General features: G+C 75.6%; 19 protein-coding genes. 11 read left to right on the top strand and 8 right to left on the bottom strand.

Going from position 1 to position 22,441, the window contains the following annotated elements:
- The first annotated feature begins 47 nt into the window (after positions 1 to 47).
- Together ACFQH9_RS05810 and ACFQH9_RS05805 are read left to right on the top strand one after the other, a co-directional pair.
- A complete protein-coding gene (locus ACFQH9_RS05810) occupies positions 48 to 575 on the top strand; it encodes a GNAT family N-acetyltransferase (RefSeq protein WP_379564848.1) in 528 nt (175 codons plus the stop codon).
- 32 nt (positions 576 to 607) lie between these two features.
- Positions 608 to 892: a hypothetical protein gene (locus ACFQH9_RS05805; RefSeq protein ID WP_379564847.1), complete on the top strand. Its 285-nt coding sequence runs from the start codon at positions 608 to 610 to the stop codon at positions 890 to 892.
- Between the two features lie 40 nt (positions 893 to 932).
- On the opposite strand, the gene ligD is transcribed toward ACFQH9_RS05805, so the two are convergent.
- Positions 933 to 3,551, bottom strand: coding sequence for a non-homologous end-joining DNA ligase (gene ligD / locus ACFQH9_RS05800; RefSeq protein ID WP_379564846.1), 2,619 nt, complete (start codon positions 3,549 to 3,551; stop codon positions 933 to 935).
- Between the two features lie 196 nt (positions 3,552 to 3,747).
- On the opposite strand from ligD, the gene ACFQH9_RS05795 reads away from it, so the two are divergent.
- Positions 3,748 to 4,770 (top strand): zinc-dependent alcohol dehydrogenase family protein, encoded by a 1,023-nt coding sequence (locus tag ACFQH9_RS05795; protein ID WP_379564845.1) that lies wholly within the window; start codon positions 3,748 to 3,750, stop codon positions 4,768 to 4,770.
- A gap of 329 nt (positions 4,771 to 5,099) precedes the next feature.
- Positions 5,100 to 6,476: an MFS transporter gene (locus ACFQH9_RS05790; protein ID WP_379564844.1), complete on the top strand. Its 1,377-nt coding sequence runs from the start codon at positions 5,100 to 5,102 to the stop codon at positions 6,474 to 6,476.
- Between the two features lie 103 nt (positions 6,477 to 6,579).
- On the opposite strand, the gene ACFQH9_RS05785 is transcribed toward ACFQH9_RS05790, so the two are convergent.
- Positions 6,580 to 7,233: a TetR/AcrR family transcriptional regulator gene (locus tag ACFQH9_RS05785; RefSeq protein ID WP_379564843.1), complete on the bottom strand. Its 654-nt coding sequence runs from the start codon at positions 7,231 to 7,233 to the stop codon at positions 6,580 to 6,582.
- 140 nt (positions 7,234 to 7,373) lie between these two features.
- Here ACFQH9_RS05785 and ACFQH9_RS05780 point away from each other — a divergent pair, with 140 nt between their 5' ends.
- Together ACFQH9_RS05780 and ACFQH9_RS05775 are read left to right on the top strand one after the other, a co-directional pair.
- Positions 7,374 to 7,790, top strand: a complete 417-nt coding sequence (locus ACFQH9_RS05780; RefSeq protein WP_379564842.1) for a cupin domain-containing protein — start codon at positions 7,374 to 7,376, stop codon at positions 7,788 to 7,790.
- Positions 7,787 to 9,295, top strand: coding sequence for an MFS transporter (locus ACFQH9_RS05775; protein WP_379564841.1), 1,509 nt, complete (start codon positions 7,787 to 7,789; stop codon positions 9,293 to 9,295). Before ACFQH9_RS05780 ends, ACFQH9_RS05775 begins: the two co-directional genes overlap by 4 nt.
- Before the next feature lie 401 nt (positions 9,296 to 9,696).
- Here the strand turns inward: ACFQH9_RS05775 and ACFQH9_RS05770 are convergent, their stop codons facing one another.
- The 4 genes from ACFQH9_RS05770 to ACFQH9_RS05755 all read right to left on the bottom strand — a co-directional run bounded on the left by ACFQH9_RS05770 (position 9,697) and on the right by ACFQH9_RS05755 (position 13,245).
- The gene (locus tag ACFQH9_RS05770) at positions 9,697 to 10,848 is read right to left on the bottom strand and encodes an acyl-CoA dehydrogenase family protein (protein WP_379564840.1); all 1,152 of its coding nucleotides are present in this window, start codon (positions 10,846 to 10,848) and stop codon (positions 9,697 to 9,699) included.
- A 25-nt stretch (positions 10,849 to 10,873) separates the two neighbouring features.
- The gene (locus tag ACFQH9_RS05765) at positions 10,874 to 12,076 is read right to left on the bottom strand and encodes an acyl-CoA dehydrogenase family protein (protein ID WP_379564839.1); all 1,203 of its coding nucleotides are present in this window, start codon (positions 12,074 to 12,076) and stop codon (positions 10,874 to 10,876) included.
- A gap of 4 nt (positions 12,077 to 12,080) precedes the next feature.
- Positions 12,081 to 12,824 carry an enoyl-CoA hydratase/isomerase family protein gene (locus ACFQH9_RS05760; RefSeq protein ID WP_379564838.1) on the bottom strand — a complete coding sequence of 248 codons (744 nt, stop codon included), beginning with the start codon at positions 12,822 to 12,824 and terminating at the stop codon, positions 12,081 to 12,083.
- Positions 12,825 to 13,095: 271 nt separating this feature from the next.
- Positions 13,096 to 13,245 carry a hypothetical protein gene (locus ACFQH9_RS05755; protein ID WP_379564837.1) on the bottom strand — a complete coding sequence of 50 codons (150 nt, stop codon included), beginning with the start codon at positions 13,243 to 13,245 and terminating at the stop codon, positions 13,096 to 13,098.
- Positions 13,246 to 13,251: 6 nt separating this feature from the next.
- On the opposite strand from ACFQH9_RS05755, the gene ACFQH9_RS05750 reads away from it, so the two are divergent.
- The 3 genes from ACFQH9_RS05750 (at position 13,252) to ACFQH9_RS05740 (ending at position 16,375) form a co-directional block, all read left to right on the top strand.
- Positions 13,252 to 13,788: an acyl-CoA dehydrogenase family protein gene (locus ACFQH9_RS05750; protein WP_379564836.1), complete on the top strand. Its 537-nt coding sequence runs from the start codon at positions 13,252 to 13,254 to the stop codon at positions 13,786 to 13,788.
- Positions 13,789 to 13,798: 10 nt separating this feature from the next.
- Positions 13,799 to 14,533: a 3-oxoacyl-ACP reductase FabG gene (gene fabG / locus ACFQH9_RS05745; protein WP_379564835.1), complete on the top strand. Its 735-nt coding sequence runs from the start codon at positions 13,799 to 13,801 to the stop codon at positions 14,531 to 14,533.
- A gap of 393 nt (positions 14,534 to 14,926) precedes the next feature.
- Complete coding sequence (locus tag ACFQH9_RS05740; protein WP_379564834.1) at positions 14,927 to 16,375, top strand: collagen-like domain-containing protein; 1,449 nt, start codon at positions 14,927 to 14,929, stop codon at positions 16,373 to 16,375.
- A 106-nt stretch (positions 16,376 to 16,481) separates the two neighbouring features.
- Here ACFQH9_RS05740 and ACFQH9_RS05735 read toward each other — a convergent pair whose 3' ends face one another.
- A complete protein-coding gene (locus tag ACFQH9_RS05735; protein WP_379564833.1) occupies positions 16,482 to 19,193 on the bottom strand; it encodes an ATP-binding protein in 2,712 nt (903 codons plus the stop codon).
- 687 nt (positions 19,194 to 19,880) lie between these two features.
- Between ACFQH9_RS05735 and sbnA the strand changes: the two genes are divergently transcribed.
- Complete coding sequence (sbnA, locus tag ACFQH9_RS05730) at positions 19,881 to 20,867, top strand: 2,3-diaminopropionate biosynthesis protein SbnA (RefSeq protein WP_379564832.1); 987 nt, start codon at positions 19,881 to 19,883, stop codon at positions 20,865 to 20,867.
- Between the two features lie 72 nt (positions 20,868 to 20,939).
- Here the strand turns inward: sbnA and ACFQH9_RS05725 are convergent, their stop codons facing one another.
- On the bottom strand, positions 20,940 to 21,527 hold the full coding sequence (locus ACFQH9_RS05725; protein WP_379564831.1) for a TetR/AcrR family transcriptional regulator: 588 nt from the start codon (positions 21,525 to 21,527) through the stop codon (positions 20,940 to 20,942).
- 74 nt (positions 21,528 to 21,601) lie between these two features.
- Here ACFQH9_RS05725 and ACFQH9_RS05720 point away from each other — a divergent pair, with 74 nt between their 5' ends.
- Positions 21,602 to 22,342, top strand: coding sequence for an SDR family oxidoreductase (locus tag ACFQH9_RS05720; RefSeq protein WP_379564830.1), 741 nt, complete (start codon positions 21,602 to 21,604; stop codon positions 22,340 to 22,342).
- The last annotated feature ends 99 nt before the right edge of the window (positions 22,343 to 22,441 follow it).

The raw sequence follows: 22,441 nt of genomic DNA, 5'->3' as shown, positions 1-22,441 counted from the left end.
GTCCGCGCCTCGAACCCGTACCTCCTCCGGAGGGAGTGCTCCGCACCGTGTCCGACGACCACCGCACCACCCCCGCAGCCGCCCCGCGCCGGCCGCGGACCCAGGTCCACCCGTTGACCCTCGAGCAGGTCACGCTGCTGATCGAGGCCCCGCACCGCTTCCCGGAGCGGTACGGCCTCCGCCTGGCCGACGGCTACCTCGCCTTCCCCGAGGCCCTTCCGGCCACCCGGGAGGCGCTCCTCGGCGGGACCCCGCCCGAGTGGTTCAGTCACCTGATCGTCGATCCGGACGCCGAGGAGGTCGTGGGCCTCGGCGGCTACAGCGGGCCGCCGGTCGACGGCGCCGTGGAGATCGGCTACGGCGTCGCGCCCGCCCGCCGGGGGCGCGGCCACGCCACCGCCGCCGCGCGGGCCTGGGTCGACTCGGCCCGCGCACGCGGGGCGACCCGCGTTGTCGCGCACACCCTGGCCGAGGACGGTCCGTCCACCGTGGTGCTGCGCCGCTGCGGCTTCACGCGGGTCGCCGAGCTGCAGGACCCGGAGGACGGCCCGCTCTGGCGGTGGGAGGCGCGTTGACGCCCTCGGACGCGGCGGCGAACACTCCGAGGATGGAGAACGAGGAGCGGGCGAGGCACCACGCCGGGCTGGCCGAGGAGCACGTGGCCGAGGACGACGCCGCCGCGCACGCGTCCCTGGCCGCCTACTACGCCGCGCTCGAGACCAACGCGCTCCTGCGGCAGGTGCTGGAGCGTCCGATGCCGTCGATCGTCGCGCCGGCCCGTCCCGGGCGGGCCGATCCGCCGTCACCACCCGAGCACCCTGGTCCCGACCGGCCACTGCCGCTGCGCCCTCCGCAGCCGCCGCCCATCTACATGTCCGGGAGGCCGTCGTAGGTCGGCTCCGGGGGAGTGCCCCTGGCGACGGCGCGCGGGATCAGAGGGGCGGCAGGGTCTGGGCCTGGCCGACGAGCGGGCGCAGCGGATCCCCGGCCTCGTGCAGCCGGTCGAGGGCGGTACGCACGGTCCACCGGTCCGGGGTCAGCGCGGGGTCGTCGAGCTCGGCCCAGGTGAGCGTCATCGAGACGGGGGCGTCGGGCCCCGGCCGCGGGCTGAACGGCGCGACCAGGGTCTTGTTGATGGCGTTCTGGGTGTAGTCCAGCCGCGCCAGGCCGCGGCGGCGGTCGGTGTGCCATTCCCAGGAGACCAGCTCGGGCACCATCCGGCCGACGGCGCGCGAGAGCTTCTCGACCCAGGCACGCGTGTCGTCGAAGGAGTAGCCGGGCGCGATCGGCACCCAGATCTGCACACCCCGCTTCCCGGTGACCTTGGGCGCGGCCTCGACCTCCAGGTGCTCCAACGCCGTGCGGTAGAGCCGGGCGAGGACGAGCACGTCGTCGAAGCCCAGGGCGGGACCCGGGTCGATGTCGATCAACGCCCAGGTCGGCTGGTGCACGTCGGGCAGGGCCGAGGTCCACGGGTGCAGCTCGATCGCGCCGTAGTTGGCCAGCCACACCAGCGCCGGGGTGCTGTCGACGACGAAGTAGACCTGCGTCTCGTCCGGATCGGCCTCGGGGTTGTGCCAGCGGCGCAGCCAGTCCGGGGCGTGGCCGGGCACCTCCTTCTGCCAGAAGCCGGGGCGGGCGGTGCCGTCCGGGTAGCGGTGCAGGTTCACCGGCCGCCCGGCGAGGTAGGGGAGCAGGTAGGGCGCGATCCGCGCGTGATAGCGGATCAGGTCGCGCTTGGTCACGGGCGGCCCGGCCCGCCCCGGGAACAGGACCTTGTCGAGGTTGGTCAGGGCGAGCTCGCGCCCGCCGACCGCCCACCGGCCCCGCTTCCCGAGGGCGTCGAGGGCGGCCAGCTCCTCCTCGGTCGCCGCGGCCTGCTGCGCCGGGTCGGCCGCGGCGAGCGGCACCGCGGCGTGCTCGGCGGGGGCGCCGCTCTGCCACATCGCCGCCGGCGCCGCGGCGACCTCGTCGTTGGTGCGGCCGCTGAGCACCGAGCGCGGGTGCTCCTCCGGGTCCCAGCCCTCCCGGGCGTGCTCGTCGTGCTTGTGCACGAGCACCCACTGCTCCTTGCCGGAGCCGGAGCCGGAGCCGGAGCCCGACCCGGTGCGGTCGTGCCGCCGGACGAGCACGAACCGTCCGCCCAGCTTCTCGCCGTGCAGGTCGAAGTGCAGCTCGCCGCGCGCGACCGCGGTCGCGGGGTCCTCCGTGCCGGCGGGCTCCCACGTCCCGCGGTCCCACACGATGACGTCGCCGCCCCCGTACTGCCCCTTGGGAATGACCCCCTCGAAGTCCGCGTAGTCCAGCGGGTGGTCCTCGACGTGCACCGCCATGTGCCGCACCGACGGGTCGAGGGTGGGGCCCCGCGGCACCGCCCAGCTGGCGAGCGCGCCGTCGATCTCCAGCCGGAAGTCGTAGTGCAGCCGCCGGGCCCGGTGCCGTTGCACCACGAAGATCGGCGCCTCCGCGCTCGGCGTGCCCCCGGTGGGCTCGGGGGTCACCGCGAAGTCGCGCATCGCCGCGTAGGTCGCCAACCGGTCGTCGGCCGACGACGACGGCGCCACCGCGACCGGCGGCCCCAGGGTGATCTCCTCCGGGTCCCGGTCCGGGCGCAGCCCGCGCCAGGAGGCGTGCCGCAGCCGGCCCTCGCGGGTGATCGTGCGGTACTCCACCTCCCCGACCCACCGCGGCTCGACCCAGCGGGCGTGCCGGGCGTGGTCGCGCGGGACCGGCTCGTCGAACGGGCTCGACGCGCGCCGCAACGGGGTGAGCCGCTCCAGCAGCGCCCGCAGCGCCTCCTCGGTGAACCCCGTGCCGACGTGTCCGAGGTAACGCAGCCGGCCGTCGGCGTCGTGGGCACCGAGGAGCAGCGAGCCGAGCGTGGAGCCGCGCCGCCCTTGACCGGGCGTCCAGCCGCCGATCACCACCTCCTGGGTCTTCAGCAACGCGGTCTTCACCCAGGCCGGCGAGCGGTGGCCCGGCTCGTAGCGGGAGTCGAGGCGCTTGGCGACGATCCCCTCCAGCCCGTGCTCGCGCGCCACGTCGAGCACGCGGGCGGGCTCCACGTCGACGAACGCGGGCGGCACCGTCACCCGGGGCCACGCCTGCGCCCCCAGGCCCTCGAGCCGCTCGCGCCGCTGGTCGTAGGGGAGGTCGAGCAGTTCCTCCCCGTCGACGCACAGCACGTCGAACAGGTAGAGCGAGACCGGCACCTCGTCGAGCAGCCGGGCACCCGGGGACCGCACGTGCATCCGCTGCTGCATCAGCCCGAAGTCCGGCCGCCCCTGCGGGTCGAGCGCGACGATCTCGCCGTCGAGCAGCAGCTCCCGCCCGTCGCCGATCCCGCTCAGCTCCGGATAGCCGGCCGTGACGTCGTTGCCGTTGCGGCTGACGATCCGGACCCCGTCGCCGTCGACGGCGAGCACGGCCCGCACCCCGTCCCACTTGAACTCCACCGCCCAGTCCGGGCCGGACGGTGGGTCCCCCGCGACGGCGAGCATCGGCCGGGGCAGCGGCGGCGGTTCCCCCGCGGCTGTGCGGCGGTCCGTCATCGGCGGCACCCGCCCGCGTCGCGCTCGGTCCCCACCACGCACCTCCCCGCTATCGCACCTACCCGGAACGCGCGGCCCGCACACGGCGGCCGACGTCAGCGGCCCGCCCATCCGGGTTCGTGCCCGTACCGGGGACTGGATCCGGCTCCACCGGGAAGGGACACGGACCTGTGGCCGCAACCCGGGAGAGGGACCCATGCGAGGAGCAGTGCTGTACGCCCCCGGCGAGATCCACGTCGAGGACCGCCCGGACCCGACGATCGAGCACCCCACGGATGTGATCATCCGGCTGGCCGCCACGTGTGTGTGCGGCTCGGACCTGTGGCCCTACCGCGGCATCGCCGCCGTCGACGGACCGGCGCCGATGGGCCACGAGTACGTCGGCGTCGTCGAGGAGATCGGCGACGACGTGCGCACCGTGCGGCCGGGCCAGTTCGTCGTCGGCTCGTTCTTCGCCTCGGACAACACGTGCGAGATCTGCCGGGCCGGCTACCAGTCGCGCTGTGTGCGGGCCGAGTCCGTCGGCGCCATCGGCACCCAGGCCCAGTACGCGCGCATCCCGTTGGCCGACGGCACACTGGTCGCCACGCCGGAGCCGCCGCCCGACGACCTGGTTCCCGGCCTGCTCGCCGCCTCCGACGTGCTGGGCACGGGCTGGTTCGGTGCCGTGGCCGCCGAGGTCGGGCCGGGCAGGACCGTGGCCGTGGTCGGCGACGGCGCGGTCGGGCTGCTGGCCGTGCTGGCCGCCAGGCAGCTCGGCGCGGAACGGGTCGTCGCCATGAGCCGCCACGAGCCCCGGCAGAAGCTGGCGCGCGAGTTCGGGGCCACCGACATCGTCACCGAGCGCGGCGACGAGGGCGTGGCCCGGATCAAGGAGCTCACCCGCGGGCTGGGCGCGCACTCGGTGATCGAGGCCGTCGGCACCCAGGAGTCGATGATGCAGGCCGTCCGCTCCACCCGGCCCGGTGGGCACGTCGGTTACGTCGGGGTCTCCCACGGTGTGGCGCTGCCCGGGCAGGAGCTGTTCTTCGCCGAGGTCCACCTGCACGGCGGCCCGGCTCCGGTGCGGCGCTTCCTGCCCGAGCTGATCGAGCTGGTCTGCACCCGCACGATCGACCCGGGGAAGGTCTTCGATCTCGAACTGCCGCTCGACGAGGCCGCCGAGGGGTACCGGGCGATGGACGAGCGCCGCGCCGTCAAGACCCTGCTCCGACCCTGACCCTTCGTCGCCGGTCCCTCGGCACGGACTCCGTGCTCCGCGCCGGGGCCCGGGCGCGGTGGGCGGAGGCGTTGCAGGGCCGACCGTGCCGTGCGGGCCCTGCGATGGGCCGGTTGCGGTCGTCGGGTTGGAGCCGCGTTGGAGTCACACGCGCGAGGATGGGCGCGTCGCCGCCCGGCGGGGCCGGAACTCCGGGAGGACCCGGACGAGCAGCACCCAGGAGGACCCGTGACCGCGCCGGGTGACCTGGTCGAGATCGACGGGACCGTCCTCGTGCCCGCCCGGGACCTCGAGCAGATGCGCGATCCCGGCCGGGACGAGGACGGCCGGTGAACCCGCGGCGGTGGCTCGTCCTGGTCGCCATGACCGGGTCGCTGTCGATGATCATGCTCGACCAGACGGTCGTGTCGGTGGCACTGCCGTCGATGGCCCGCGAGCTGCCGCTGACGCCCCACGGCCAGCAGTGGGTGGTCAACGCCTACGTGCTCGCCATCGCCGCGCTCGTCGCGCTCGGCGGCAAGGCGGCGGACCTGCTCGGGCGGCCCCGCGCCTTCCAGATCGGCGTCACGCTGTTCTTCCTCGCCTCGGCCGGGTGCGCGGGCGCCTGGGACACCGCGTCGATCATCGCGTTCCGCGCGCTGCAGGGCGCCGGGGCGGCCCTGATGATGCCGGTGTCCGCGACGATCGTGCTGGCGGTCTTCCCCGAGGCCGAACGCGGCCGCGTGATGGCCCTCTACGCCGGGATCAGCCAGGTCTTCCTGGCGCTCGGTCCGCTGGTCGGCGGGCTGCTCACCGAGTACGTGACCTGGCGGGCGGTGTTCCTGCTCAACGTGCCGGTGGGGCTGGCCACGCTGGCACTCGTCGCCGTCGCCACGGTGCCGAACCTGCCGGTCCCGGGCTCGCGCATCGGGGTGGGCGACGCCGCCCTGGTCGTCCCGGGGCTGGCCCTGGTCACCCTCGGGATCCAGCAGCTCGCGGGCTGGGGTGCGCCCTCGGTCGCGCTGCTCGTGGCCGGTGCCGGGCTCGTCGCGTGGTTCACGGTGCGGCAGCTGCGGGCGGCCGATCCGCTGATCCACCTGCGGCTGTTCGCCGACCGCGGCTTCACCGGCGACGCCGTGGTGATGGGGCTGGTGCAGTTCGGCCTGCTCGGGATCGTCCTCTACAGCTCGATCTACCTGCAGGAGCTGCTCGGCTTCGGCCCGATGGCGGCGGGCCTGGCGGCGCTGCCCCTGATCCTGCCGTTGACCCTGGCCGCACAGGTGGGCGGCCGCTGGTTCGACCGGGCCGGCGTGCGGGCGCCCGTGCTGGTCGGCATGGCGGTGTGCACGGTGGGGATCGTCGCCTGGCTGCTCGCGCTGCCGGGGCTGACCTACACCTGGCAGGTCCCCGGCATGGTGCTGGTCGGCGTGGGGCTGGGACTCACCCTGTCCCCGACGAACACGGACGCCCTGGGCCGGGTCCCCGACGCCGAACGCAGCCAGGCCTCCGGCGTGGTGCAGACCGTCCGGCAGCTCGGCGGCACGCTCGGCGTCGCGGTCATCGGCAGCGTCGTGCTCGGCCTGGGTCCCGCGCTGCCCGGCCGGACCGGCACGGCCGACGCCATCGCCGCCGGCTTCGGCGTCGCCGCCGGCGCCTTCGCCCTCGCCGTCCTCGCCGGCTTCCTGCTGCTCGGCGCCGCCCGCACGGCGCCCGCCCCCGCCCCCTGACCGGGCGGTCAGGCGGACCCGACCCGGCCCCCACCGGCCATCCTCACGCCGCCCACAACCACCACGCACGACACCGCCTCGACAGCCGATCTCCCACAGGGACTCAGCGCACGGGGTCGGCGTCGGTGGTCGACGCGGCCTGGGCGAGCAGCCCGTCGACGAGGACCCGCAGCGCCCGGGGGTAGGTGTCCCGGGCCGCCAGCGCCGGCCACCGGTCGCCGATGGCGGCGAGGCGGGGCAGTCGGGTCGCGTCGAGCCCGGCGAAGAACTCCGTGGGGCGCTCGACCTCGGCCGGCCGGCGGGTGGCGGAGTGGGACCGGACGAGGGTCTCGCCGACCGTGAAGTACCAGATGTTGCGGAAGACGTCGACGGCCTGGTCGGGCGTGCAGCCGTGGTCCTGGGCCCCGGCCACGATCGCCTCGACTATCCACAGGGCCGGTTCGCCGAGCAGGCCGACGAGGCCGTCGACGGTGAGGACCTCCGCGGCCCAGGGCCACGCCACGAGCGCGTCGTGCATCGCGGTCGCGGCGGCGACGATGCGGTCCCTCGGCTCGTCGGGCAGGTCGGGGCGCTCGATCCGGGCGGTGTGGTCGTCGAGCAGCTGGACCAACAGGTCCTGCTTGTCCCGGACGTGGTGGTACAGCGTGGTCGCCCCGACGCCGACCTCCGCGGCGAGCCGGCGGATGGTCAGCTTCTCCCAGCCCTCCTGATCGATGATCCGGCGGGCCGCCGCCAGGATCTGCGCACGGGAGGTCACCGGTGGTCGGCCGGTGCGGCCGTTCGCCGATCTCCCGCGGGGCACCGTCCCATCATGCTGTCTCCCCGTCCTGCTCCGCGAAGCCGGACCCACTCGCAAACCCGCTCGACGGGCGAGCGGTGCCGCGGTACTTTTCGAACATGTTCCGAAACTCTGTGCGCGTCCTCGATCTGTTCGACACCTCGATCCAGCTCCGGGCCGGCGGCCACGCCGAGCCCGGCGGCGGGCGCGACGGCGCCGGTCCGGGCCTGTGGACGGTGGCGGCGCACCGGGCCGCCGACGACCGCTCGCTGCACTCCGACGTGTGGGAGCGCCACCCCGCCGGGCAGGAGGTCCTCTGCGTGCTGTCCGGCGCGATCACCGCCTACCTGCGCGACCACGACGACGGCGGACGGCCCGTCGCCACGCTCGGCCCCGGCCGGGCCCTGGTCGTCCCGGCCGGGTGCTGGCACCGGCTGACCGTCGCCGAGCCCGGCGACCTGCTGGTCGTCACGCCGCGCGCCGGCACCGAGCACGAGCGGGTGCACCGCGACGGGAGCGCGGGGGAGCGATCGTGACCGCCACCGACCTGGCGCCCGGACATCCCGTCGCCGATCCCGTCGCCCGCCCGGGGCGCACCCTCGCCGCGGTGGCCCTCGTGCAGTTCCTGGTGTCGCTGGACCTGTCGGTGGTGAACGTCGGCCTCCCGCAGATCGCCGCCGGCCTCGGGTTCGGCCCGGTGGGCCTGACCTGGGTGATCCACGCCTACGCCCTCACCTTCGGCGGGCTGCTCCTGCTCGGGGGCAAGGCCGCGGACCGGCACGGCCGCAGGCGGGTCCTGCTGCTCGGGCTCGGCCTGTTCGGCCTCGCCTCGCTCCTGGGCGGCTTCGCGCAGGACCCCGCCCAGCTGGTCGCCGCCCGTGCCGCACAGGGCGTCGGCGCCGCCGCGCTGGCCCCGGCCGCGCTGGCGCTGCTGACCGCGACCTTTCCCACCGGCAGGGCCCGCGTCCGCGCCTTCGGCGTCTGGAGCGCGACGAACGCCGCCGGCGGCGCCCTCGGCGTCCTGGCGGGCGGCCTGCTGACCGAGTACGCCGGCTGGCGCGCGGTGATGTTCGTGAACGTCCCGATCGTCGCGGGCGCCCTCGCCCTCGCCGCGCGGGTCGACGCCGGTCCGCCGCCGGTGCGCGGCGGCCGTCCGGACGTCCTCGGGGCGGTCCTGGCCACGGCGGGCGTGGCGCTGCTGGTGCTCGGCGTCGTCCGCACCGACCGCCATCCGTGGTCCTCACCGGTCACGGTCGCCACCCTGGTCCTCGCCGCCGCGCTGCTGGCCGGGTTCGTCCTCGTCGAACGGACCGGCACGCGCGAACCGCTGCTCCGGCCCGGGCTGGTGGCCGGGCGCGCGGTCGCCGGGGCGAACGCCTACAACCTGCTGGTCGGCGCGGCCATGGCCGCGGCGTTCTACTTCGTGTCCCTCTACCTGCAACGGGTCCTCGGCATCGGCCCGGCACTGACCGGGGTCATGTTCCTGCCGTTCGCGCTCGGTGTCGTCGTCGGCTCCGTGCTCGCCGTGCGGCTGGGCCGGCGGCTCGCGCCCCGGACCCTGCTGGTCACCGGCGGCGGTCTCACCGCGGCCGGGTTCGCCTGGTTCGGCCTGGTCAGCGCGGACGGGTCGTTCCTCACGGACGTGCTGGGGCCCTCGATCGTCGCGAGCGTCGGCTTCGGCCTCTGCCTCGGACCGGTGGTCTCCACCGCCACCGCGGGCGTCGCCGCTCACGAGACCGGCACCGCCTCGGCCCTGCTCACCAGCTCCCGGCAGATCGGCGCCTCGCTCGGGCTGGCCGCCCTCGGCACCGTCGCGCACGAGCGCACCGGGCCGGTCGCCACGCCCGAGGCGCTCGCCGACGGCTACGCGTTCGGCCTGACCCTCGCCGCCGCGCTCCTGGCCGTCGCCGTCCTGATCGCGCTCACGGTCCTGCGGGGGACCGGGGCGACCCGATCCGAACCGGCGGCCGCCGACGACGTACCCGCAAGGCCGACGCCACCCCCGAGCACCGATGAGACCGGGGCGGCGCGGGAGTCCTAGTCGGCGAGGACACGGACCAGGAGGCACACGATGTTCACCACGACGCTCTGCCCGATCTGCACCGCCATCGTCACCGTTCCCGCGGCCACGGGGCTGACCACCCGGCACTGTCGCTGCCGGGGCTGCGGCAGTGTCGTCAGCGCCGTCGGGGCCGGCACGCACGAGCCGTGGGATCCCGGACCGACGGCGCAGGTGATCCCCTTCCCGACCGGAGCGCGGCTCGGGCAGGCTGCATGACCCCCACGACCCGGGCGCCGCCGCGCGCCTTCGCCCTGCGCCACCGCTTCACACCCGCCGGCGCGCCCGAGCCGCGGGGACGGGCCCGAGGGGCCGGACGCCGACGGCCCGCCTGACCGGACGCGCCCGCCGGACGCACCCCTGACGCCCGCCCGCGGTACCCGTCAGCCGGCCCGGGACGCGAGCTGCGGCGCCGGCCGGCCGGCCCCGACCGTCCTGAGGTGGTGGTCGGCGGTGCCGAACATCGCGTCGATCGCGAGGATGCGCTTGTGCAGGTGGCCGATCGGCAGCTCGTCGGTCATGCCGACCCCGCCGTGCGTCTGGATCGCGGACTCGCCGATCACCCGGCCGAGCCGGCCGACCTGGGCCTTCAGCACGGCGATGTCGTGCGGCTCGGCCCGCCCGGCCTCGGCCAGCGCCGTCGTGTAGAGCAGCGTCGACCGCGCCTTGACGTAGGCGATCTTCATGTCGGCGAGCCGGTGGGCCACCGCCTGGAAGGTGCCGATGGGGACGCCGAACTGCTCGCGGGTGGAGGCGTACTCGGCGGTCCGGCGCAGCAGCTCGCCCATCGCGCCCACCGCCTCGGCCGCGAGCGCCACCACCGCCCGGTCGAGGACCTTCCGGATCACGTCGTGGGCGTCGGCCGCGAGGAGCGCGCCCGGACCCAGCGCGACCCCGTCGAACCGCAGGTGGGCCGCGCGCCGCCCGTCCACGGTGACGAACGGCGTGACCGCGATCCCGGCGGCGGCCGGATCGACGACGAACAACGCGAGACCGTCCGGGTCGCCCGGTTCGCCGGACAGGCGCGCCGAGACGACCAGCACGTCGGCGTCGGCGCCGTGCAGCACCAGCTTCTTCTCGCCGGTCAGCACGTGGCCGTCGGAGGTGCGCTCCGCACGGGTGGCGATCGACGCCGGGTCGGGCGTGCCCGGCCCCTCCTCGTGGGCGAACGCCCCGATCGCCTCGCCGGCCACGATCCGCCGGAGCGGGCGGGCCGCGTCGGCGTGCTCCGGCACCGCGGCGAGCGCCGCCCCGGCCAGCACCACCGACGCGACGTAGGGCTCCACCAGCAGGTGGGCGCCGAACAGCTCGCCGACCGCGACGACGTCGACGATCGAGCCGCCGAGCCCGCCGACCTCCTCGGGGAAGGGCAGGGCGTGCAGCCCGAGCTCGCCCAGGCCGCGCCACACCTCCGGCGACCAGCCCGCCGCCGAGCGCACGACGGCCTGGCGGGTCTCGAAGGCGTAGTGGCGCTGCAGGTACTGCGACACGCTGCCGCGCAGCAGGGTCTGTTCCTCGGTGAAGCTGAAGTCCATCCCGGTCTCCGTTCGGTGGCGCGGGTCAGCGGCGCAGCGTGCGGGCGATCAGGTCGCGCTGCACCTCGTTCGTGCCGGCATAGATCGTGGTCGCGCGGCTGTTCAGGTAGTAGGGCATCGCGACGAGCGCGAGATCGTCGCCGAGCGGGTCGACCTCCGCACCGACGTGGAGGGCCGCGCGCTGGTCCGGCAGCGCGTCCAGCCCGACCACCCGGGTCATCAGCACCGAGATGCGCTGGGTGAGCTCGGAGCTCATCACCTTGTTCAGCGAGGGGTAGGCCGGGTCCCGGGCGACCTCGTGCCCGCTGATGGCCAGCTTCTCGAAGTGCTCGTACGACGCGACCTCGACCTCCAGCTCACCGAGGTCGCGCCGGAACACCGGGTCCTCGGCGAGCGTGCCGCCGAACCCGGACGGCGTCCCCGCGGCCACCGCGCGGATCACCTCGAGCCTGCGGCGCAGCATCGGGCTGTGCGCGGAGCCGCCCCGCTCGTGCGTGAGCAGCTGCTTGGCCACCGACCAGCCGTCGTTCTCGGCGCCGACCCGCCCGGCCTGCGGCACCCGGACGTCGGTGAAGAACACCTCGCACTGCTCGGGCGCGCCGTCGAGCCCGATGATCGGGCGGACCTCCAGGCCGGGGTAGTCCATGCGGTCGAGCAGCAGGAACGTGATGCCCTGCTGCTTCTTCCCCTCCCGGCTGGTCCGGACGAGCAGGAACATCCGGTTCGCCTTGTGGGCGTAGGTCGTCCAGATCTTGCTGCCGTTGAGGACGTAGTCGTCGCCGTCGGCCACCGCCGAGCACTGCAGCGAGGCGAGATCGGAGCCGGAGCCGGGCTCGGAGTAGCCCTGGGTCCAGTAGTCCTCACCGGCCAGGATCCCGGGGAGGTAGCGGGCCTGCTGCTCGGGTGTGCCGAGCTCCATCAGCAGCGGGCCGATCATGCGCAGCCCGTTGGGCAGCAGGGGCGGCAGCCCGCGCTTCTGGTACTCGTCGGCGAAGACGTACCGCTGCTCCACCGACCAGCCCGGCCCGCCGTGCTCGACCGGCCAGTCCGGGGCCGCCCAGCCGCGGGCGTGCAGGATGCGGTGCCAGGCCATCACCTGCTCGAACGGGGCGAAGACGCTGGTGGTCTTGCGGCCGGCCTCCCGGATCTCCGGGGTCGGCGCGGTGTCGAGGAACTCCGCCACCTCCTCGCGGAACTTCTCGAGATCGGCGTTCGGCGCGATGTCCACCGGCTCAGCCCTTCCTGTTCGTGAAGGCGGCGATGCGCTCCTGCACGTCCGGCCCCCGGCCCTCGCCCTCCATGACCTCCCACTGCAGCCCGGCGTCGAGCGGACGGCCGTCCGTCGCGTCGAGCAGGCGCTTGTTGGCGGCGTGCGAGAAGGGGGAGTTGGCGGCGATGCGGGTCGCGAGCGCCTCGATCTCCGCATCGAAGGACGCGAGCGGGACGACGTACTCGGCCAGCCCGATCCGGACGGCCTCCGCGGCGTCGATCGTGTCCGCCGTGAACATCAGCCGCTTGGCGGTGGCCGCGCCGACGCGGCGGGGGAGGCGTTGGCTCATGCCCCAGACCGGGGTGAGGGCGAACCGCGCGTGCGTGTCGCCGAAGCGGGCGTCGTCGGCCGCGACGAGGAAGTCGGCGGCCAGCGCCACCTCGAGCGCGCCCGTGTAGCAGTGGCCGTGCACGGCCGCGATCACCGGCTGCGGCAGCTTCTCCAGCAGCCGCAGGGTCTCGCCGTGCCACCCGCGCGAGGGCACGGCCTCGCCGGTGGCGATGTCGGACAGGTCGTGCCCCGCGGAGAAGCACCGCCCGGCCCCCCGCAGGACGACGCAGCGGACCCGGTCGTCCTCCTGCAGCGCCAGGACGTGCTCGCGGAGCTCGGCGAACATCGCCACCGTCAGCGCGTTGAGCTTGTCCGGGCGGTTCAACGTGAGGACCGTCCACCCGTCGTGGTCGGTCCGGACGACGAGTTCGCCCACCGTTTCCCTCCCTGGCCGCAGGTTCTGAACGAACGAACGTTAACCGGTGGGCGGCGGGAGGAGAAGGGTGACCCGGGCCCCCGTCAGGAGCGGTGCGCGGCCTGGGCGTGGTCGGTCAAGGACCCCCAGGCCGTCATCACGCTGCGCGCCGCGCTGCACGGCTGAGTCGCGACGTTTCCCGGAATTCCCTGACCGGATCCCGGCGCGCTGTCCCCGGAAAGGTGCGGGGGCATTCACAGCGGACGACCGGCCGGCCGGTCCGCGCGATTTCCTAACCGACGGCGGCGCTGCCCAGGCTGCGGAAGAACACGACCAGGGCCTGGAAGGCGTTGCCGACCGCCGTGCCCGCCGCCGTCGGATTGGGCACGACCCAGATCAGGAGGATCAGGACGACGATCACTCCCCACACCCACCGCGGCATGGGGCAATGGTGCGCGCTCCACTTCCCGGACACCAGGGCCGTAGAAGGGGAAATCGGGAGAACGGGCATTCGGGCGGCGTGCGTGGGAATCCGCTGCGCCTGACGGCGGGTGATTGCCGCCCGCCGTCCGGCAGACCCGAGCCGGGGCCGGGGAGGGCGATGGTCTCCGCGGCCCCGGCCGGCCCGCTCAGGACCCCGCCTCCCTCGCCGCCGCCGCGATCCGGTGCGCCGTCGCGCGGGCCGAGGGACGTGAGGCGCCGGCGGGGGAGTACGTCACGCCGCCGCGGTCGACACGCCAAGGAGCTCGGGCCCGGCACCCGCGTCAGAGGAACCTCCTCCCGGTTCCTGAGCCGCTTTCTCTTCGACCCGGATCACTCCCCGATCGTTCACCGGGCGGGCCGCACGGCGGGACGGGGCTACAGCCGCTCGGTCCCGGTGGAGCGGTTCTCCCGCGAGGCGTGGCTGTTCCGGATCCACGAGGGCACGAGCGAGATCCGTAAACTGACCGTCGTCCGGCGGCTGCTGGCCGACGTGGCGGGCTGAGGAGGACCTCATGGAGCTGCTGGCAGGGCGGGCCGCCGTGATCACCGGAGGCGCGGCCGGGATCGGGCTGGCGATCGCGCGCACCTTCGCCGCGCACGGCGCCTCGGTCGTGATCGGCGACCGGGACGGCGAGGCCGCCGAGGCCGCCGCGAAGGAGCTGGGGGAGCGGGTCACCGGTGTGGCGTGCGACGTCCTGGTGCCCGAGGAGGTCGACGCACTCGTGCGGGCCTGCGTGGACCGGCACGGGACGCTCGACGTGATGGTCAACAACGCCGGCATCCTCCGGGACGCCACCCTGCGCCGCATGACGCTCGACGACTTCGAGGCCGTCGTCGACGTGCACCTGCGGGGCTGCTGGCTCGGCGTCCGGGCGGCCTCGCTGGTCATGCGCGAGCAGCGCCGGGGCGCGATGATCAACATGTCCTCGATCTCGGGCAAGGTCGGCATGATGGGCCAGACCAACTACAGCGCCGCGAAGGCCGGGATCGTCGGGCTGACCAAGGCCGCCGCCAAGGAGCTGGGCCACCTCGGCATCCGGGTCAACGCGATCCAGCCGGGCATCATCGCCACCGCGATGACCGCGGACCTGCGCGAGGACATCCTGGAGGCGAAACGGGCCGAGGTGCCGCTGGGCCGGATCGGCGAGCCGGCGGAGGTCGCGAACGTCGCCCTCTTCCTGGCCTCCGACCTGTCCAGCTACATGACCGGCACCGTGCTGGAGGTCACGGGCGGCCGGCACATCTGAGGGCGCCGCCTCGCCGCGCCGCCTCGCCGGGCCGGCTCGGTGGGGCTGCGGCAGGCCCGGTGCTTCGGTCGCGCAAGGTAGAGGGCCTGGGCCGTCCGGGTGACCCCGCCGGGCTCGACGACGCCCAGGAAGTACTCGGCCGCCCGCTGTTCCACCACCCGACAGTGACGGGCCGGACCCCGATCACCGGGAAGTGTGACCGAGGTCGGTCGTGATCGGGAGTGTGGGCGCCGAGCGGCACGGGTAGCTCCCGAACCGTCCCCGCCTCGTCCCCGAGAGGCCGGGGCCCGGGGGACCGCGCCGGCCGAGCCGTCGAGCGGGTCGGCGCGTCCCGGGAACCCGCGGGTGGGTCGCCACCCGTGCTGCCGCCACAGTCGAGAGGGAAAACCCAGGATGGCTCAGGACCCGACGACCGCCCGGTCGACGCCCACCACGAAGCCGACGGCCGACAGGCCCACCACCCCCACCACGGCCAAGCCCGCCGCCGCCCGGGGGGACGAGCCGGTGACGCCGGTGGGCGTCCCCGTCGCGGAGGCCGATCGCACCGGCAGGGCCGCGCGCCCCGACCGGGAGCGGGGCGACCGCGGACCGAAGGGCACGACCGGCCCGACCGGTGCCACCGGTGAGCGCGGCGACAAGGGCCCGCAGGGCCCGGCCGGCTCGTCCGGCCAGCGCGGCGACCACGGGCCGAAGGGCGCGACCGGCCCGGTCGGGCCCGTCGGTGAGCGTGGGGACAAGGGCCCGCAGGGTCCGGCCGGTCCTCCCGGTGAGCAGGGCGACCGCGGGCCGAAGGGCCCGGTCGGTCCTGTCGGCCCCGAGGGCGAGCGCGGGGAGAAGGGCCCGCAGGGCCCGGCCGGCCCTCCCGGTGAGCAGGGCGACCGCGGGCCGAAGGGCCCGGTCGGTCCTGTCGGCCCCGAGGGCGAGCGCGGGGAGAAGGGCCCGATCGGTCCCGTCGGCCCCGAGGGCGAGCGCGGGGAGAAGGGCCCGCAGGGCCCCGTGGGTCCGCGCGGCCCGGAGGGCGAGACCGGCCCGCAGGGCGAGCGCGGCATCCCCGGCTCCACCGGCCTGCCCGGTGAGCAGGGCGAGCAGGGCCCGCGCGGTCCGCAGGGCGAGCAGGGCCCGTCCGGGCTCATCGGGCTGCCCGGTGAGCAGGGTGAGCAGGGCCCGCGCGGTCCGCAGGGCGAGCAGGGCCCGTCCGGGCTCATCGGGCTGCCCGGTGAGCAGGGTGAGCAGGGCCCGCGCGGTCCGCAGGGCGAGCAGGGCCCGTCCGGGCTCATCGGGCTGCCCGGTGAGCAGGGTGAGCAGGGCCCGCGCGGTCCGCAGGGCGAGCAGGGCCCGTCCGGGCCCGCCGGGCTGCCCGGCGAGCGGGGTGAACGGGGCCCGCAGGGCGAGCAGGGCCTGCCCGGCGCCCAGGGTCCGCGCGGCGTGATCGGCGAGACCGGCGAGAAGGGGCCGCGCGGGCTGCAGGGCGCCCAGGGCGAACCCGGGGAGAAGGGCGCCCCGGGGATCCGCGGCCCGCAGGGCCCGCAGGGCGTGCAGGGTCCGCCCGGCCCGGCCGGGGTGCCCGGGGTGCAGGGCCCGCAGGGCCCGGCTGGACCGGCCTGGCTCCACCAGCCCAGTCCGCTCGAGCTCGTGACCAAGGTCAAGGACGCGGCGCTGGACATTCGTCCGCGCACGGTGCTCGACCCGCGTGAGGGCGTGCGCTACCTCGCGCGGCTGACCTCGCGGGTGATGAAGCTGCAGGGCGGCCTCGTCCTGCGCGCGATCGTCGACACCGACTCCCTGGCCGGCACCGACGACCCCGCGGCCGACCGGTCGAACGTCCACTCGATCGCCCGGTAGCGCTCCGAGGAGCGGTGGTGCTCCGAGGCCCCGTCCCGCTGCGGCGGGACGGGGCCTCGCGCGCGGGAGGCGGGACGGACGGAGCGCAGCGCGGCGGTGAGGCAGGTCAGGCGTCGAGCTCGTGCAGCCGGGCGGCGAGCTCGCGGCGCGAGGAGAGGCCGAGCTTCGCGTAGATGTTGCTCAGGTGGAACGCCACCGTGCGGCCGGTGATGAACAGCGCCGCGCCGGTCTCGCGGTTGGTCCGGCCCGCGGCGACGGACCGGGCCACCGCCAGCTCCTGGGTGGTGAGGCCGAGCGCGTCGCCGGGCGAGGGCGGGTGCAGCCCGGCGGCGCGGAGCAGCTCGTCGCACTCGGTGAGGAAGGGGGCGGCGCCGAGCCGGGCGAGCCGGTCGTGGGCGGTGCGCAGCAGGTCCAGCGCGGGCCGTCGCTCGGGGCCGGCCAGGAGGAGCCGGCCGAGCGCGACCTCCAGGCGGGCCCGGCTCAGCGCGGCGCCGACGCCGTCGGCCGAGGCGAGACCCTCGCGGTACGCGCGCTCGGCCGCCGCACGGTCCGGGCGCAGCTCCTCCCGGCAGCCGCGCAGCCGGGCGGTCTCGAGCACCGGCCAGCCCGGGCCGCGGGTCGCGACCCGCCCCTCCAGCTCCGCCAGCGCGGCGTCCGCCTCCTCGGCGCGGCCCAGCCCGAGCAGCGCCTCCGTCCGCAGGATCCGCCATCCCAGCGCCCCGACGTTGTCGAGCAGGCGGGACAGGGCCGGGTCGGCGCAGGGCCGCAGCGCCTCCAGCATCGCGCCGTGGTCCTGGTCGGCCTGGGCGAGCGTCGCGGCCGCGAGCGCGGCGTAGGCCCGGCCGCCCCACCACGGCAGCGCCTGCGCGGTCGCGGCCGCCGCGTCCGCGTGGGCGCGCGCGGCCTCCCGGTCGCCGCGCCCGGCCGCGACGTAGGCCGCGATGGCGCGCACGACCCCGCTACCCATCACCACGCCGGCGTCCCGGGCCAGCGAGATCGCCAGCTCCGCCTCGACGGTCGCCTCCTGCCAGGCGCCCGTCCGGTAGTGCGCCTCGGCGAGGTAGCCCAGCGCGAGCAGGCGGCCCTGCATCGGCAGGCGCAGCGCCCCGTCGTCCACCGCCGCGGACAGGAGCCGGGCGGCCATGTCCGCGTCCCCGGCCCACAGGACGAGGATCCCGCGCACGGCGGTCGCCTCCACGGGTTCCGCCGCACCGGACCGGCCGGTGTCCAGGAGGGCGCGCGCCCGGTCCTGCCGGCCCTGCGCCGCGAGCGCGACGACCAGCACGAACCGCGCCGTCGAGAGGACGTCCGGTGCCCCGTGGCCGGCCAGCGCCTCCTCGGCGGAGGCGACCGCCCCGTCCGCGTCGCCCTCGATCAGCGAGACCAGGGCCAGGTGCGCCGCGGCGGCCGAGCGGCCCGGGTCACGCGGGTCGCCGCGCTCGACGGCGGCCAGGAACTCCTCGCGCGCCAGCGCGATCCGGCCGGTGAGCGCGGCGACCCGGCCGAGGACGCGGCTGCGGCCGGGGCTCGGCCCGGCCGCGCGCACCTCCGGTTCCAGGCGCAGTGCGGCCGCGAGGTCGCCGCCGGCGAGCGTCGACTCCAGGGCGCCGACCAGCCTGGCCGACCGGTCCCGAGGGCCGGGGCTGAGGTCGGCCGCGGCGAGCAGGTGCGCCGCGGAGTCCCGCCACCGCCGGCCGGCGCGCTCCGCCTCGCCCAGCTCCCGCAGCTCGGCGGCCAGGGCCGGATCGGGCCCGACCGCGGCGGCGATCCGGTGCTCGAACGCAGCCGCACCGCCCAGGATCCGGGCCGCGGCGCCGTGCAGGGTGTGCCGGCGCTCGGGGGAGAGGTCGGCGTAGACGGCGGCGCGGATCAGCGGGTGCCGGAACACGACGTCGGGCCGCACACCCGTGGGCACCTCCTGCAGCATCCCGGCCGCGGCGGCCTCGTCGAGCGCGGCGAGCGGATCCGGGACGCGGGCCAGGGCGGTGACGTCGGACAGCGCGGCCCGCACCCCCAGCACGGCCGCGGCCAGCACGACCTCCTGCGCGGGCCGGGACAGCCCGGCCACCCGGACCAGGACCAACGCACCGAACGAGCGCGGCGCGGGGAGGGTGACGGAGAGATCGAGCAGGTCGGCCGGCGGGAGCTCCTCCACAAGGGCCCGGACGTGCATCGGGTGCCCCTCGGTGTGTTCCCGCAGCCGCAGCGCCGCGGCGGGCGAGAGGTCGGGGCCGCCCAGGGCCAGCGAGAGCGCCGCGATCTCCTCCGGGTCCAGCCCGGTGAGCGTCAGCCGGCGCAGGAGCGGCTCCTGGGCCAGGACCCGCCCCCAGGCCGGCGAGGGCGTGTCCTCCGCACGGACCCCGGCCACGAGCAGCACCTGGTCCCGTCGCAGCCGGCGCACCACGAACACCAGTGCGCGCACGGACAGCTCGTCGGCCCACTGCGCGTCGTCGACCACGATCAGCACCGGCCCCGCGGCCTGGAGCGCCCCGAGGACCTGCAGCAGCTCCGCCCCGACGTCCACGGGGTCCGCGTCGGCGGCCGGCGCCCGCGGCCGACCGGCCCCCGCCGGCAGGTCGGCCAGGAGCTGGTGCAGCAGGCCGTACGGCAGGCCCGCCTCGGCCTCGTCGCCGGCGACCCACAGCACCGTCCCCGCACCGGCCCGGTCACGGAAGCGGTGCAGCACGGAGGTCTTCCCGATACCGGCCTCGCCGGTCAGCCACACGATCCGGGCCCGTCCCGAGCGGGCCCGGTCGAACTCCTCGGTGAGCACGCGCAGTTCGTCGCGCCGCCCGACGAACTCGTCCGGCGCGGCCATGCCAGCAGTGTGCGCGCGATCAGGGCGGAAGTCGACGAGGGCGGCGCCGGTCCACCGTGGTCGGTGGGCGGCCGTGATCGGGTGTCCGTGCTGATCACCGCAGGTGATCGGGGCCCCGGCCGCGGACCGTGATCGTCGCGGTCGCGGGTCGGACACGGAACGCTGCTGCCGCGCAACCCCTTATACGACTTCCGAGTGAATTCCCGACCCGTGTGAAACAGACGGGTGGTCCCGAGGGATCTACGTGCACAACTCGCCGCAAGGTGGCGGCGGGGCACTGATCGGCGGGGCATGGGGGTGCCGTCGCCGGTCGGGAAGGGGGGAACCTTGACCGCTCGCGACGACATCCGGAGAGCCGCGTCCCGGCGCCGGCGAACGCGCCGGCCCTCGGGGCTGGCGGTCGCCGCACCCGTGCGGCTGCCGCCCGGTCCGCACTGACGGCTGCAGCCACCGGCGTACCGGCCGGCGCTCCGCCGGCCGCACGCTCATCGACCACCCGGGCCGGGCCGATCCCTGCTGCGCCCACCCGGTACCCCGGCCGCCTCGCGCCCCGCGCGACGACCGGCACTCCACCCCGGCACGAGCGCGCCCGAGCGCGTGCCGGAGCTCCGAACCTCCGTCGTTCTCCACCATGGTCTCGCCGGCCCGGCCGAGCGCCTGGCGAGCAGTCAGACGAGGAGGGCCACCGTGCCCGTCATCACCGAGCCCCACCAGTACAACGAGGACGCGCTCTACGTCGACCTGGGAGCGATCGTCGACCAGCCGCTGCACCTCAAGTGCGAGGGGTTCAACTTCGCCGGTTCGATCAAGCTTAAAGCCGCCACCGAGATGGTGGAGGCCGCCGAACGGCGCGGCGTCATCCGCCCCTGGTCGGTGCTGGTCGAGTCGTCCTCCGGCAACCTCGGCGTCGCGCTGAGCCTGCTGGCCGCCAGCAAGGGCCTGCGGTTCGTGTGCGTCACCGACTCCCGGTGCAACCTCGCCACCCGTCGCATGATGGAGGCGTTGGGCGCCGAGGTGCACGTCATGACCGACCCCGACCCGCAGGAGGGCCTGCTCGGGGCCCGGCTGCGGCACGTCCGCGAGCTCCTCGCCTCCGACGAGAAGTACGTGTGGCTCAACCAGTACGGCAACGCGGACAACTGGCGCGCCCACTACCGCCGGACCGCGCCGGAGATCCACCGCGAGTTCCCGCACCTCGACGTGCTCTTCGTCGGGGCGGGCACGACCGGCACCCTGATGGGCTGCGCGCGCTGGTTCCGCGAGTTCGCCCCCGAGGTCCGGATCGTGGCCGTCGACGCGGCGGGCTCGGTGACCTTCGGCGACGCGCCCGGCCGGCGGATGATCCCCGGGCTGGGCAGCAGCGTGCCGTCGCAGTTCCTCGAGCCCGCGCTGATCGACGACGTGGTGCGCGTCGAGGAGGCCGACACCGTGCGGATGTGCCACCGGCTCGCCCGCCGCGGCTTCCTGTTCGGGGGCTCCACCGGCACGGTCGTCAGTGGAGCGACGCGCTGGCTCGCCGAGCACGGCACCTCCGCGACCACCGCCGTGGCGCTGGCCCCGGACCTGGGGGAGCGGTACCTCGACACCGTGTACCAGAGCAACTGGGTCGAGGGCCTCTACGGCGACGACGTCCTGTGCGGCGAGGAGGAGGCGGTCGCGGCCGGCTGGGTCTGACGCGCCGACGCGGGGCCGGCGGGACGTCCCGCCGGCCCGCACCCGTCCTTCTCGCGTCGCCCACGAGCGAGGTCACTCGTCGGTGCCCCGGGCGCCGATGCCCCGGAACAGGTTGTCGACGAGTGCGTCGGCCGTCGCGTGGTCGAGGGGCGGGTCGGGCAGGAGGAGCCGGTGGTAGCAGGCGCCCCACAACTGGTCGACGACCGTCTCCGGGTCCAGGTCTGCCCGGAGCTGCCCGGCGGCCCGCCCCCGCTCCAGCCGCTCCACCGCCAGCCGGCGCCGAGGTGAGGAGTAGGTGCGCAGGTAGGCCTCGCGCAGCTCGGGGTCGGTCTGCGCGTGCCCGATGAGCTCGGCGACCGTGCGCCCGGCCGCGGTCGTGGTGAGCAGGTCGACGAACGCGTGCAGCTGCGTGCGCAGGTCGGCCCGGACGTCCCCGGTGTCGGGGAACTCGAGCGCGGCCTCGACCGTGGTGAAGTAGCCCTCGAGCGCGAGCGTGCCCTTGGACGGCCACATCTTGTAGATCGTCACCTTGCTCGCGCCCGAGCGTCGGGCGACCTCGTCGACGGTGAACCCGGCCATGCCCTCGGCGAGCAGCAGCTCACCGGCCGCGGCCAGCACTTCGCGGCGCACCTGCGCGGTCGGACGACGTCCCCGGCCCATGGGATCCCCCTCTATCTGAACCGAGCGTACACTTGTGCTCATATGAACTTCACGTACACATCGAGGAGGACGACATGAGCACGGTGGACGGCACCCGGGTCGCACTCGTGACGGGTGGCTCGGGCGGAATCGGGCGGGCGGTGGCGGAGCGGCTCGGCGCGGACGGGTTTGCCGTGGCCGTGCATTATGCGGGTAACGCGACGCGCGCCGAGGAGGCGGCCGCCGCGGTCGGATCGGCGGGAGGCCGGAGTCTCGTCGTGGGCGCCGACGTGGCGGACGAGCAGGCCGTGGCGGCGATGTTCGACGAGGTCGAGGCGGCCTTCGGCGGTGTCGACGTCGTGGTGCACACCGCCGGGATCATGCTGCTCGCGCCGCTGGCCGAGCTCGACCTCGACGACTTCGACCGCATGCACCGCACCAACGTGCGCGGCACCATCGTGGTGGCCCGGGAGGCGGCCCGGCGGGTGCGCGCCGGCGGCGCGATCGTGACCTTCTCCAGCTCCGTGGTGAAGCTGGCCCTGCCCACCTACACGGGCTACGCCGCCAGCAAGGGCGCGGTCGACGCGATCACGATGATCCTGGCCAAGGAGCTGCGCGGCCGGGACGTCACCGTGAACGCCGTGGCGCCCGGACCGACGGCCACGCCGCTGTTCCTCGAGGGCAAGCCGCAGGGGGTGGTCGACCACCTGGCGTCGATGTCGCCGCTGGAGCGCCTGGGGGAGCCCGTGGACGTCGCCGAGGCGGTCGCCTTCCTCGCCGGTCCCGCCCGCTGGGTCAACGGCCAGGTCCTCTACGTCAACGGCGGCGTCGCCTGAGCGCGGCGGCGCACCCACGGCCGCGGGGTGCGCCGGCCGCCTGCCGGTGAGCACGATCACCCTCCAACAACTTGCATGGTGCACACATCAGGTTATCGT

It is taken from the genome of Pseudonocardia lutea, from assembly GCF_042658055.1.
GTDB lineage: Bacteria > Actinomycetota > Actinomycetes > Mycobacteriales > Pseudonocardiaceae > Pseudonocardia > Pseudonocardia lutea.
This window is presented reverse-complemented; position numbering and strand designations above follow the sequence as displayed.

Excerpts from the sequence above, each read along its gene's own strand:
- ACFQH9_RS05805 (WP_379564847.1), top strand. The coding sequence starts at position 608 with ATGGAGAACGAGGAGCGGGCGAGGCACCACGCCGGGCTGGCCGAGGAG.
- ligD (WP_379564846.1), bottom strand. The coding sequence starts at position 3,551 with ATGACGGACCGCCGCACAGCCGCGGGGGAACCGCCGCCGCTGCCCCGG.
- ACFQH9_RS05795 (WP_379564845.1), top strand. The coding sequence starts at position 3,748 with ATGCGAGGAGCAGTGCTGTACGCCCCCGGCGAGATCCACGTCGAGGAC.
- ACFQH9_RS05780 (WP_379564842.1), top strand. The coding sequence starts at position 7,374 with ATGTTCCGAAACTCTGTGCGCGTCCTCGATCTGTTCGACACCTCGATC.
- ACFQH9_RS05770 (WP_379564840.1), bottom strand. The coding sequence starts at position 10,848 with ATGGACTTCAGCTTCACCGAGGAACAGACCCTGCTGCGCGGCAGCGTG.
- ACFQH9_RS05755 (WP_379564837.1), bottom strand. The coding sequence starts at position 13,245 with ATGCCGCGGTGGGTGTGGGGAGTGATCGTCGTCCTGATCCTCCTGATC.
- ACFQH9_RS05750 (WP_379564836.1), top strand. The coding sequence starts at position 13,252 with ATGGTGCGCGCTCCACTTCCCGGACACCAGGGCCGTAGAAGGGGAAAT.
- fabG (WP_379564835.1), top strand. The coding sequence starts at position 13,799 with ATGGAGCTGCTGGCAGGGCGGGCCGCCGTGATCACCGGAGGCGCGGCC.
- ACFQH9_RS05740 (WP_379564834.1), top strand. The coding sequence starts at position 14,927 with ATGGCTCAGGACCCGACGACCGCCCGGTCGACGCCCACCACGAAGCCG.
- ACFQH9_RS05735 (WP_379564833.1), bottom strand. The coding sequence starts at position 19,193 with ATGGCCGCGCCGGACGAGTTCGTCGGGCGGCGCGACGAACTGCGCGTG.
- ACFQH9_RS05725 (WP_379564831.1), bottom strand. The coding sequence starts at position 21,527 with ATGGGCCGGGGACGTCGTCCGACCGCGCAGGTGCGCCGCGAAGTGCTG.
- ACFQH9_RS05720 (WP_379564830.1), top strand. The coding sequence starts at position 21,602 with ATGAGCACGGTGGACGGCACCCGGGTCGCACTCGTGACGGGTGGCTCG.